10 protein-coding genes are annotated in these 11,701 nt (G+C 57.3%); 2 read left to right on the forward strand and 8 right to left on the reverse strand.

Features of this window, described 5'->3' with window-relative positions; translation table 11 throughout:
- Window positions 1–6: 6 nt before the first annotated feature.
- Both ACVTFQ_RS24820 and ACVTFQ_RS24825 read right to left on the reverse strand, forming a co-directional pair.
- Window positions 7–135, reverse strand: coding sequence for a hypothetical protein (locus tag ACVTFQ_RS24820; RefSeq protein ID WP_470424111.1), 129 nt, complete (start codon window positions 133–135; stop codon window positions 7–9).
- An 82-nt stretch (window positions 136–217) separates the two neighbouring features.
- Window positions 218–772 (reverse strand): helix-turn-helix domain-containing protein, encoded by a 555-nt coding sequence (locus ACVTFQ_RS24825; RefSeq protein WP_470424112.1) that lies wholly within the window; start codon window positions 770–772, stop codon window positions 218–220.
- A gap of 306 nt (window positions 773–1,078) precedes the next feature.
- Between ACVTFQ_RS24825 and ACVTFQ_RS24830 the strand changes: the two genes are divergently transcribed.
- On the forward strand, window positions 1,079–1,678 hold the full coding sequence (locus tag ACVTFQ_RS24830; RefSeq protein ID WP_470424113.1) for a nucleotidyltransferase family protein: 600 nt from the start codon (window positions 1,079–1,081) through the stop codon (window positions 1,676–1,678).
- A gap of 292 nt (window positions 1,679–1,970) precedes the next feature.
- Here the strand turns inward: ACVTFQ_RS24830 and ACVTFQ_RS24835 are convergent, their stop codons facing one another.
- The 3 genes from ACVTFQ_RS24835 to ACVTFQ_RS24845 all read right to left on the reverse strand — a co-directional run bounded on the left by ACVTFQ_RS24835 (window position 1,971) and on the right by ACVTFQ_RS24845 (window position 5,514).
- Window positions 1,971–3,875, reverse strand: coding sequence for a cation:proton antiporter domain-containing protein (locus ACVTFQ_RS24835; RefSeq protein ID WP_470424114.1), 1,905 nt, complete (start codon window positions 3,873–3,875; stop codon window positions 1,971–1,973).
- Between the two features lie 3 nt (window positions 3,876–3,878).
- Window positions 3,879–4,481 (reverse strand): NAD(P)H-dependent oxidoreductase, encoded by a 603-nt coding sequence (locus ACVTFQ_RS24840; RefSeq protein WP_470424115.1) that lies wholly within the window; start codon window positions 4,479–4,481, stop codon window positions 3,879–3,881.
- 175 nt (window positions 4,482–4,656) lie between these two features.
- Window positions 4,657–5,514 (reverse strand): alpha/beta fold hydrolase, encoded by an 858-nt coding sequence (locus ACVTFQ_RS24845; protein WP_470424116.1) that lies wholly within the window; start codon window positions 5,512–5,514, stop codon window positions 4,657–4,659.
- Window positions 5,515–5,910: 396 nt separating this feature from the next.
- On the opposite strand from ACVTFQ_RS24845, the gene ACVTFQ_RS24850 reads away from it, so the two are divergent.
- Window positions 5,911–6,459, forward strand: a complete 549-nt coding sequence (locus ACVTFQ_RS24850) for an OsmC family protein (protein ID WP_470424117.1) — start codon at window positions 5,911–5,913, stop codon at window positions 6,457–6,459.
- A 664-nt stretch (window positions 6,460–7,123) separates the two neighbouring features.
- On the opposite strand, the gene ACVTFQ_RS24855 is transcribed toward ACVTFQ_RS24850, so the two are convergent.
- From ACVTFQ_RS24855 to ACVTFQ_RS24865, 3 genes are read right to left on the reverse strand one after another with little or no spacing between them, the layout of a single operon-like run.
- Window positions 7,124–8,782 (reverse strand): FAD-dependent oxidoreductase, encoded by a 1,659-nt coding sequence (locus ACVTFQ_RS24855; RefSeq protein ID WP_470424118.1) that lies wholly within the window; start codon window positions 8,780–8,782, stop codon window positions 7,124–7,126.
- A gap of 10 nt (window positions 8,783–8,792) precedes the next feature.
- The gene (locus ACVTFQ_RS24860; protein WP_470424119.1) at window positions 8,793–9,929 is read right to left on the reverse strand and encodes an HlyD family secretion protein; all 1,137 of its coding nucleotides are present in this window, start codon (window positions 9,927–9,929) and stop codon (window positions 8,793–8,795) included.
- Window positions 9,926–11,623 (reverse strand): MFS transporter, encoded by a 1,698-nt coding sequence (locus ACVTFQ_RS24865; protein ID WP_470424120.1) that lies wholly within the window; start codon window positions 11,621–11,623, stop codon window positions 9,926–9,928. The genes ACVTFQ_RS24860 and ACVTFQ_RS24865 overlap by 4 nt, the downstream gene beginning before the upstream one ends.
- Window positions 11,624–11,701 lie beyond the last annotated feature (78 nt).

Below are 11,701 nucleotides of genomic sequence, written 5' to 3' on the forward strand. Positions count from 1 at the left end.
AACCGGTTATTCGAGATCGGCGTCGATCCGCTCGATCAGGCCGATGGCATAGATCGCGATCTTCAGATCGCCGCTCTCGTGTCCGAAATCGCCGGTGGAATCGAGCCGGACGCTATAGAAATGCCTCGAAGGCAATGGGCCAGCGGAGACCGACTGCCGGTAGAGACAATTTCGACACCAATGAGATCTGACTATCGGTGCCGCACGAGCGCTGCGATCAGTTGAGAGCGATGACAGCGCTTGAATTGCTGAAATGATTGCGGGAATGCGGTTTACCGGAGTCGTGACTGGCGGCTAGAGCGGTACGGCGCCAGTTATTCGGAGTGATGCCAAAAACCTTTCGGAAAGTCTTGCAGAGGTGCGCCTGATCAGCCATGCCGCAATCCAATGCGATCTCGCTAAGAGCTGTATTGGTCTCTGCGATCAGTTCTTTCGCCAATTCCATACGCCGACGAAGGACATAGCTGTACGGGCTCTCTTTGTATGCCGCTTTGAAGACCCTGGAGAAATATGTTTTGCTGAGCTTAGTCATCGTAGCCAGTTCTTCCACCTTGATGGTTTCGGTGAGGTTGGCTTCGATGAACTGCATAATTTTTCTACGCTGCCACGGCAGAAGCAGGTCACGCTGGACAACCTCGGCGGACTGATCCGGAAGCACCACAGGCGCCTGGCCTGGGGTAGACATGGCACGCGACAGGTCGATGTCAGATACGATTACCAGCGCGGCTGCGGCGATGATCTTGTGATCCTTGGTCGGGGCGTAGGCGTTCATCAGACTCTCCGTTATTTGGGTTTCGATGAGCAGATGTTGCCTGTCCCTGAGCTTGAAATCTGTTCGGACCACGGTGTGCCGAAGCCATACCTTTTGGTTATATTCGACTGCCCAAAGCGTGATCTCGATCTAAGAAGCGTTGAATGTCATCCGACAATGATGTTGGCTGCCATCAATCCGCTCAGGTCTTGAGCAGCTTGAGATGCTCTGGTCGCTGACCGATATCGAAACAGAAATGACCATGAACCTAGAATGGTGGCCGTGGATTACAGTCCTGTCTGGGAGCCGCGTGATTGGAGATGCTGTATGGACACTAAGGTGGCGATCGCTGTCCTAGCTGCGGGCCGGTCCAGCCGTATGGGAAGCTTCAACAAGTTGTTGTCGAACTTTGCTGGGGTACCATTGATCCGGCGGACAGTGGAATGCGCCACCGCTTGCGATGATTGCCCCGTGATTGTCGTGACCGGCCATATGGCCACCGAGATAACAAGCGCTATCGGGGAGCTCGTTGTGACGGTCGTTCAAAACGACTCGTACGCCTCGGGAATGTCTTCCTCGATACGAGCTGCACTGCGGGCGGTTCCTCAAACCTGCGACGGCGTTCTCATCCACTTGGCCGACATGCCATTGATAAACGAGAGCCACATGTCCTCACTGATCCAAACCTTCAAGGACAACCGAGGTTTGTCAGTTGTACGCGCGATGGCATTTGGAGAGCCTGGCAATCCGGTCATCCTTCCAAGATTACTTTTCCAGGCTCTTGACGAAACTGACGGCGACACAGGAGCACGCAAAGCAATCGCGGCAAGCGGACTACCAGTAGTCGGCGTGGAAATTGGAGCAGCGGCGACATGCGACGTCGATACACCAGAAGCACTTGAGGCCGCCGGAGGTCGCCGACCGTGATAAACCATGACCGGCCTCCGAAAGCCAATTTCAACGCGCCGGATCTAACGTACACGGGATCCGGACGGACGAAGGCAGCACACGACGCATCTCGCGCAGGACCGCGGCCTCTTCGTTGGATCATCGGTACGGAACTGAGATCTTTTCCAAGGCAGGAACCTAGGCGTTCGAACGCGCCGATCGAATCCTTGCCGGCGTCAAACACCGTCGAGTACCGAAAAAGAGCTTAGCAAGGATTCCCCGCCGGCGACGCTGGATTCGTAGGGAAAAATCTCTCCAAAACCAAGGGCATTCACGATCCTCGATCTGGTTCGACGCTGCTCGGCACATGTATCGAAGCGGCATCCGGTGCATTCCACCCCCTTGACACCATTTCGTCGTAACCGGAGCGGTATCCCATCATAGCGTTTTCGATTACCTTTCCGATGTCATTGAAACCAGCCACGAAATCTGGATTATTTGCAGCGGTTGTTTCGCCGTCAACGATAGCGGCCATTCGCGCTAAGCCCGCCGTGTCTTGCTCCACGAACACCGTCTTTCGCTTCTCAACCTCATAGGGGTGCATACCAAGCGACTGCAGCGCTATCCCAGCAGCCTGGATTGAACCGTCGAACATCTCCCGCACGATGTGGTCCGCTCCGGCATCAGCCAGTTTGTAGTAGTGAAGACGATCATAGGCGCGAACAATGATCGTGACGCCGGGGTTGACCCTGCGTGCGTGAGAAACGATCTCCGTGGCGCGGTCAGGGTCGTCTATGGCAACGATGAGCAATGTCGCGTGGGCCAGACCAGCCGAATCCAGCAGATCTGGACGGCCAGCATCTCCAAAAAACGACTTCACCCCGAATTTGCGCACATTGTCTACAACGTCTGCTCGGTAATCCAGGACGACAGGCTTGTATCCGTTTGCGAGCAGCATTCGATTCACGATCTGCCCGAAGCGCCCAACCCCTGCGAGGATGATCGTGCCCTCATCCGGCTGGTCAACTGTTCTGCGACGGCCTCCGCTCTTCTCTAGCATGACAACGATCCGGTCAGAGAGTTTGAACAGCAACGGCGTGACGACCATACCGAATGTAATGACCAGTACCGATACCGACACGAATTGAGACGAGAGAATTCCGCGATCACCGCTTATCGACAGCAGGACGAAACCGAACTCTCCAGCCTGTGCAAGACCAAACGCGAATAACCATCCAGACGGCCCGCGGACTTGAAAGAACCACGCCAAAGGAAGAAGTACCAACGCCTTGATCGCAATCAAGGCCAGTGTTGCAGCAAGCACGACCGGCCAGTTCGCATAGAGCACCTCCGGGTCGATTTTTGCTCCGATAGTCATAAAAAATAGCCCAAGCAATAGCCCCTTGAATGGCTCGATGTCGTTCTGCAGCTCATGCTTGAACTCGCTGTTCGCAAGAACGACGCCTCCCAGGAACGCGCCAAGTGCCGGCGAAAGACCCACTGCAGACATGAGGACGGTTATAGCGACCACCACCAGCAGCGCCGCTGCGGTGAATACCTCCCGAAGCCCGAGAAGCGCTATCGTCCGGAAGACCGGGCGAGACAGGAAATGAGCAACAGCAACCACCACTCCCACCGCCGCGATGGTGACAATCGCAGAAACCCAGCCGGGGAGCCCTGCCAAGAGATCCGCGCTCCCATGCGCCGACGGTGATCCATGGGCGCTTCCGGCTATTAGCGGAATACACGCAAGCATGGGAATTACCGCCAAGTCCTGAAACAGAAGTACCGCGAAGCTCGCCTGGCCACCATCCGATCTAAGAAGGCCTTTCTCTTCGAGAGTCTGCAGAACGATCGCAGTTGATGACAAGGCTGCCACGAAACCAAAAAGTACGGCTTGCTGCCACTCGAATCCGAGCCCTATCCCGGCGAACGTGACCACGGCGATCGTGGCTACGACCTGAAGCCCGCCAAGACCGAGTAGCTTGCCTCTCAGCCGCCAAACCATCTGGGGGTCGATCTCAAGGCCGATCAGGAACAGCATCATTACAATGCCGAATTCCGAAAACTGCTCGAGGGTCGCGGACCCAGTCACCGATATCTGGAAGACCGGACCGATCAGGACGCCAGCGGCGATATAGCCGACGACGGAACCCAGTCCGATGCGCTGGGAAACGATAACAGCGAGGACCGCTGCAGCAAGGTAGCAAAGTGCGTAGATTGCGAAGCCTTCCAACGGTCAGTTCCTCACCAGATCGATTAAGTCATAGCTCCCAAAAATCGGCAGCTGGCGGACGTCTGCGATTGCAAAACTGTCGTCACGAAGCGCTGCCAGCAGCCGTGGGTAGGATCGAATGTGATGTTGCACAGCCGCGTCACCGAGATGATTGGCTGAGTATAGGACAAACGGAGGAAGATACTCCATGCCGCAGAGGGTCGCTGTCTGTTCCAGCGGATAGAGAAACTGTTCGACAACGCGACGATTGCCGCCGCTTTCCGAGTAGTCCGACTTGCTGCCTCCAGTAGTGATACAAGCCATGAGATGCTTTCCCGCCAGCATCTTGCCCCGCGGACCGTAGGCAAAGCCGTACTCGAGAACCAGATCCTGCCATTGCTTGAGAAGAGCCGGGGTCGAATACCAGAACACGGGAAATTGGAAGACGATGACGTCGTGCTCCAGGAGCCGACGCTGTTCGCGATCCACGTCTATGGAAAAGCGTGGATACTCAGCATAGAGATCGACGAACGTCACGCTATCCAAGCCTTTGGCGCTCGCCGCCATGGCCGTGTTGATACTGGACTTCCGCTGCGCCGGATGCGCAAACAGAACTAAAACTCGCATCTGTTCTCTTCCTCTGAGCCTGACGACGCGACCGTTTGAAAGGCCACGCGATACCGTTGCATGGCGTTATCGGCGCATCGGGAGAGTCTTTATTGAAGGATCGCGTCCTTGCGTCGCTAAGGCAGCTTTTCGAGGGTTTGCCGATCCCTCGTCTACTCTTGAAATTTCGGCGTGGTCAGTGTCGATGATTGACCGCGCCGAATTCATTGTAGGATCCGGAAATCCACTGCTGGATTTCAGCACCATATTCTTCCGCTGCGTCCTCCCAAATAAGGTGTCCGCCTTCCAGGAGAACCTGTTGGCAGAGGCTGATCCGCTCGACGAGAAACTCGCCGTTAGCAGGTGGAACGATCGGGTCGTGCCGCCCTGCGAGCACAAGAACAGGCGCTTCTATCTGCGGGAGCACCGTCTCGAGGATCGGAAGTTCCTCGGAGTAGGACCGAACGAAATTCGTCGCTCGGTCAAAGCGCGCGGCGGACGACGAGTGCCAGTAGTCTTCGATTACGGATGGTGGAACCGTGTTTGCGGATGCGCTTGTGACAAAGCCCACCGCCAGATCTCCACCCTGCTCCTCCGCAAATGTTCCAGGCGCTGAGGCGATCAGGTCGACTAAACCGCCTGCGGCCAGTTCGACCTTCGTAGCGCCGCTGCCAACGACTAGACTCTCAAAAAGATCCGGACGGTCGGCCGCGGCAAAGAGCATTGCGAGAGCGCCTACGTCGGGTCCGACGCCGTGCATCCGCCTGATACCCAGTTTCCAGGCAGCTCGCACGAGGAAGCGAGCCATTGCCCTCGGTGACATCAGATCTGAGCGTCCCTCCGACATGCCGAAGCCCGGCAAATCGATTGCTACATATGGCGCCGCTTTTCCGATCGCTGCCAGAATGTTTCTGAATGCGTAAATGCTCTCAGGCCAGGGACTGGTGATGACAACCGGAATTCCCTCGGACCCTCCGCCGGTCGCAATGCGCACATTGACGCCGTCGATTTCCATATACGACACTTTGCCGATATCAGGTAGCACGTTTGCCATCTCACAATCTCCGTTCGCCCGCATACAGCGCGGTTGCGCCCATAGCCGGATCTGTGTCGTGAAGATTAAACATCGGTGCGCCCGGAGATTGTCCGATCGTGCGATCGTCAAGCGCGGGCTTGGGACACGATCCTACAATAACCTGGGCGGATAGCTGCCATAGTCGCTTCCTATTGGGGCCGATTGTTCTTGACCTTGAGGTCAGCCGACTGGGTTCAGCACTCCCCACTCGCTGTCTGCGGTCTGGAAGCTTTTTCTAGTCCGATGGGACGTGCGATCGGAGTTGCCGCATCTATCCGGTATCTGGCCAGCCACAGAACTTCGCTTGATGGGCAGACCGCCCGATAGCTCAATCCCAAGGGCGAGGCGCCCGAGCCAGAATATATGGAGGCGATTTTGTCGCAGAACGAACCGCACACAACCATCAAGACCTATCTGAGGCCGATCGATCGCGATGGCCTGATGGCCTTTGCAGCCCGAGGCCGTGAAAATCCGGACAGACGCGGGACGAACATTGTTCATACGGTCTGCGAGGGCCAGTACCGCACGCTTAGCTACGTTGGCGATCACGAGCCCGTGGTCGTCGATGAGCCCTTGCATCTGTTTGGCCAGGACACGGCGCCTGCGCCAGGCGAGATCGTGCTTTCCGGACTCGGAGGATGTCTTGCAGTAGGGATTACCGCAGTCGCCACGTTCAAGAACATTCGGCTCTCTCGCCTCGAACTTCATATCGAGGGAGACGTTGGCAATACGGCAGCCTGGGGCGCTGGCGGCGCACCCCGCGAGCCTTTCCAGATGGGTTTTCAGGCTATCAGAGTGAAGATCGACGTCGAGGGCGATGCCACCCGCGAGGAGCTGGACGAAATTGTCCGGCTGGCAAACTATTTTTCCCCTGTTGCCAACTCCATGCGAAACCCAGTCCCGCTGGACGTTTCGGTCTCGTAAACCGAGGCCGGAAACAACGCGAGGCCAATGGCATCCTGATCCAGGCCGTCGGCCTCCTCCTGCTGCGGCAAATTCTGGAGCAGGTAGCAGCGCATGCTTGGCGTGCTCTGACGTCCTTGGTGCGCTTACGCATCTGCAGCTGACTTCGTCCATGGGAAGTCGGACGATCAACTGGAACCGAAAGGTGACGATATGCCTACCGACCGCTCAGCAACTTCATGCATCTTTAGACGGGCACCAATGTCGAGGGTGAAAGCACGCGCCGTTGGGCGGGGGATGCGAGCAGCAAACGACAACACGTTCAGGCGCCAAGCTGTTGAGCCGACCCCAACTGACGACACTCCTTCTCTTGCTGATGTCGGCCCAATTATGGCGGTCGCCGGGATCTCTGCCGCAACCTTTTACGTGATCTCGACAGTGATCTTGGGCTATCTGAGATCCTTTCCACTGTTCTACCCGTAACAGCAGAAAGCCGCGACCGGCTAATGCACCGGTGCGAACGACGATACGCTGCATCACACGCGCGCAGCACTACCGCTCCATCAAAAGAGTACGTCGGGAAGCCGTTGAACGAGTGTGCTCTCACAACGACGATAGGTGCGATCCCCGAGTATGTGACGCGTATGGAGTAAGCAGGCTGGACAACGAGCCAGCCTAGCTTGCGCTACGAGTTATCGGCCAGATACTGGTGTATCGCCGCAACCACGACAGAGCCTTCCCCCACGGCAGAGGCAACCCTTTTGATCGAACCAGAGCGGACGTCTCCTACCGCGAAAACTCCGGGTTTGCTCGTGCGATAGGGTGTGATCGGCGAAGCACGTTGTCCGTCATCCGAATACCCGGTCTCCACGAAACCGCTCCGATCGAGATCGACGCAGCCGGCCAGCCAGTCCGTGTTGGGCGATGCACCGATCATCACAAACATGCTTGTAGCAGGGCGGTCGTATGACTGCCCAGTCTTCCTGTTCTTCCAGCTCACGCCCTCAAGACCATCTTCGCCACGAAGCTCCGTTATCTCACACGATTCGTGGAGTGTGATCCGGGGCGAGCTCTTGATCCTTTGAACGAGATAGTCTGACATCGTGGACGAAATTCCGCTTCGCATGACCATATTCACGTGACTGGCCGTTCGCGACAGGAAGACCGCCGCCTGACCTGCCGAGTTGCCGCCCCCGACGATGACAACCTCCTGCGCCGCACAGAGGTTTCCTTCCATTGCCGTGGCCGCATAGTGGATGCCCTGCCCCTCAAACTTGTCGTAGTTCGGAAGATCAAGCGTTCTGTAGCGAGCACCGGTCGCAACCACCACGGCTTTCGCCCGTATTGTGGAGCCATCGGACAGTCCGATCTCGAAAGGTTTCTTCGAGCAGTCGAGGGACACAGTCCTGCGCGAAACACAGATACGCGCGCCGAACTTCTGTGCCTGTATATGCGCCCGTCCAGCCAGAGCTTCGCCCGATATCCCAGTCGGGAAACCTAGGTAGTTTTCAATTTTGGACGATGTGCCAGCCTGGCCACCCGGAGCCAGCGTTTCCACGACGATCGTCCGCAATCCTTCAGAAGCCGCATAGACCGCCGAAGCAAGACCCGAGGGACCGGCTCCGAGAACCACCACATCATAGACGACGCCCTCTTCGGGAGGCTCAAACAGCCCTAGTTCCTCAGCGAGCAATTCGTCGGATGGCTTCGACAGAACGACACGGTCTGGCTTTATCAAGACCGGAAGGGCAGAGACCGGAATGGGGAGCTCCTCCATTGCCCGGATAGCCTCTGGGTCGTTGACGATGTCCAGCACCTCGACAGGATAGAGATTGCGGGTGAGGAACCGCTGTATACGGAGCAATTCGGAGTGCTCGCGGTGGCCGACCAAAACACCACCGCCTCTAAGGTGCCGCACAAGTCCTGCGCGCCGAAGGATGTAGGCCCGCATCATTATCTCAGCGATATCGGGCTCTCCGGTTACGAGGGCCCGGAAACGTTCGTGAGGAACCCTGACGAATTTCGTGCCCGCCAACATCCTGCCGGACAATAGGGTATTGCGGTCGGTGAACATGTTGTGCTCGCCGCTAAACTGACCCGCGCGATAGCTGTAAAGATACTGCCGTCCTTTAATCGGGTGATCAGCGTGAACTTCCATTTCTCCTTCCAAAATCAGGTAAAAGTCCAAAGCGTGGTCGCCCCGGCTAAAGGCAATGCTATCGTCGTGGCTAACCTGTAGCTCGCCGTATTTGCGAACTCGTTCAATCATCTCCTGAGGTATAACCGGGTAGGTCTGCGCTTCGCGTAGCCATGGATCCGACGGATCGTTGGGCATAACGTTCATGGTAGTCTCCTCAATGGTCGCTAGGGGTGATGCGTGATGCTGTATCGACGAAGGCTTCCACAGACATTCCGGGACCGAGCCTCTCGAACTGAGGCTGGTCAGCATCGATTTTAATGCGCACTGCAATACGTTGTGGAATCTTTGTAAAATTGCCGATGGCATTGTCCGTGCGTAGGACTGAAAACTCGGATCCGGCTGCTGGCGAGATATCCTCCACCGTTCCATGGAAGCGGGCCCCGGCCAACGCGTCGACAAAGAACCATGCTTGCTGTCCAGCGCGGATCGCGCCGGATTGGGCTTCCTTGAAGTTCGCAATCACCCAACGAGCTTTGGGGACCAGGAACATCAGCTGGCTGCCACTCGTGACGAATTGTCCCCGTCTGGCGCTTACGTCGCTCAGCTTCCCATCCTCCGGGGCTGTTACGACAGTGTAACCGAGGTTGATCTCCGCCATTTGTAGCCTGGCTCGCGCACTCTCTACATCGGCTCTGAGTGTAGAGTCGTTCACGGTTGCGGCTTTCAACGCCTGCTCCGCATTGCCCAACCCCGCGTTCGCCTCCTGCAGACCAGCCCCGGCCACACCTTTCGCTGCACGCGTGGCGTCCTCCGCGCTGGCGGAACCAGAACCCTGTTTTGCTAGCTGCGTCGCCCGCTTAAAGTCTGCCTCGGCCTTGACAAGTTGCGCGTTGGCGCTTGCAATTTTTGCCTCGGCGGTCGTGATGTCGAGCCGTCTCTGTGTGATCGTCTGCTGATTATTGGCGAGGTTGGAGCTGGCAATATCGAGTTCCGCGTGAGCGGCCGCGACCTGGGCTCGGTAGACCCTGTCATCGACGCGCAGCAGCACGTCGCCCTCCTTGATCTCTGCGTAGTCACGGACTCCAATCTCGCCAATGTAGCCTGTCACCTGCGGGCTAATCACCGTGGTGCGTCCTCGGACGAACGCATTGTCGGTCTTCACAACGCTGGTTGCGAACGGGGGCAGCTGCCATGCGGCCAGAACCGCAACCATGCCTGCAGCTACCAGCAACATGGCGAATGCCTTCGTGATGAAGCTGCTTATCTTGGGCTGCCATTGCTGAGGGGGAGCAGCTGCCATCTCCGTGGCACTGGCCGTCTGCGCCGAGGTGACGGGGGATACCGCGTTCATGGTGTCTTGCTCCGATATTGCTTGAACAGGCTGACTGTGATGACGGCAAGCAGCGAGACCGCGCCGGCCGAGGCTGCGAGCGAAATGGCGGTGAAGACGTCGACATACCCTGCAAGCCGCGCGTACAGGGTGACCTGTTGTGACAGAGCCGCAACACCCTCTGCGGACCGTATCGCGGGGTCGTCGATGGTCGAAACATATCGAGCGGCAAGCGTCGACAGAAGCGCCGTCACCTCCGGATTGGACTTCGCCACCTGCCCGGCATATTCGCCGAGATGATATTGTTGGGCGTGAAAGAGATATGTTTGGGTGAACGCATTTCCTGTAAGCGTTCCAACCGACTGCGTGACGTTAAATAGCGCAATAAAGCTCGTCATTCGGACCCCGCCATCGGCCAAGACCCGTCCAAGCCCGAAAATGAACACTGGGCCGATAAAGAACGTACCCGCGAAAGCGACGAGCGGTTGGGTGATCATCAATTGAGGTGCCCGTGTCAAAACGCTCGATCCAGAATCGATGTATGTCGCGACGGCGACTAGCAGCAAAGCGAATAGAACCATGTGCGGCAAACGCGGCGGCGACACGATCATCGCGGCTGCAACCAATCCCGCCACCGCGCCAATAAATATGGCTCCGGTGAGCGGCCTGATATCGTCATTCGTGAGGCCGAAATCCCGCAGCATCGTCAGGATACCGATCGTCTGCTCGGATTGGACGAATCTGCAGAGGACAGCGATCATCGCCCATCTGACAAAGGTTCCGGCCGAAAGCCATTTTACGTCGATGAGCGGGGTCTTCCTGTGGTACTCGATCCAAACGAACAAGGCGAAACACGGGAGACAGGCTGTGAAGCACCACCCGATCCATGGCACGTTCGTCCACCAAAGATAGCTGCCTAGTCCCATCGCAGAGCCAAACATGATGAAGCCCGAAGCGTACAAAACGAAACTAAGGGCATCCAGCGGCTCGAACGCCTTCGACCGCACGCTAGGCGGGAGACGAATGATCGAGACAATACCTAGCGCGGTGAGCGACAGACCTAACTCGAAAAGGTAGAGCCCGTTCCAGTTTCCGAGTGCCAAGAAGTCCTTGGGAACAAGCCACGCCAGCGGAAGCGAAAGTTGTGGCGTGCCGACGCCGAGACAGACTGCTCTCAATCTGTGCGCAGCGGGAAACGCCTGCATCATGTAGAACACGCCCAGCGTCGTCAGCGCCGACGCAGATATACCACTTGCCGCGCGCACGAGTATCGCTCCGGCCAGTCCATTTACAAACAGATGAGATGTGATCAACGCTGCCTGCAGCGTTAAGAAGATCATGCAGAAAGACCGTACGCCGAACTCCTGGCGATATTTTACCAGCACGCAGCCAGTAATGGCATTCGTGACGAGGTAGGCTGCCGGAAGCCAAGCCACCTCGCTGAGATCGAGCCCCAGCGACCCCTGAATGTACGGGAGGTTCGCGGCTACAATCGCGTTTCCCAAAGCTCCAGTGATCCCGACGAACATGGCTGTAAACCCGTACATCACACGGCGGCCCACGGGGTGGCTGGGAAACCCAGGTGAGCCCGGCAACGCCGGACGCTGTCCGTCGGGGCAGTTGAACAGTTCGTCGTCTTCGTAAAAATGCTGTTTGCGGACCGGGGTCGCTGTCCGCTCTTGTATCTTCGCAAGGTTCGAAGCGACAAATCCCACGGCAATGACCTTTCTGCTCCATCGGGTCACTCCGCGTGTGCGCTCTGACCTGGAAAACGCGTCGGACGTGACTTCCTT

This window comes from Rhizobium sp. O111 (assembly GCF_055616315.1).

What these genes read in the sequence shown, in the direction of transcription:
- ACVTFQ_RS24855 (WP_470424118.1), bottom strand. Translation starts at nt 8,782, where the DNA reads ATGAACGTTATGCCCAACGATCCGTCGGATCCATGGCTACGCGAAGCG.
- ACVTFQ_RS24830 (WP_470424113.1), top strand. Translation starts at nt 1,079, where the DNA reads ATGGACACTAAGGTGGCGATCGCTGTCCTAGCTGCGGGCCGGTCCAGC.
- ACVTFQ_RS24845 (WP_470424116.1), bottom strand. Translation starts at nt 5,514, where the DNA reads ATGGCAAACGTGCTACCTGATATCGGCAAAGTGTCGTATATGGAAATC.
- ACVTFQ_RS24840 (WP_470424115.1), bottom strand. Translation starts at nt 4,481, where the DNA reads ATGCGAGTTTTAGTTCTGTTTGCGCATCCGGCGCAGCGGAAGTCCAGT.
- ACVTFQ_RS24860 (WP_470424119.1), bottom strand. Translation starts at nt 9,929, where the DNA reads ATGAACGCGGTATCCCCCGTCACCTCGGCGCAGACGGCCAGTGCCACG.
- ACVTFQ_RS24825 (WP_470424112.1), bottom strand. Translation starts at nt 772, where the DNA reads ATGAACGCCTACGCCCCGACCAAGGATCACAAGATCATCGCCGCAGCC.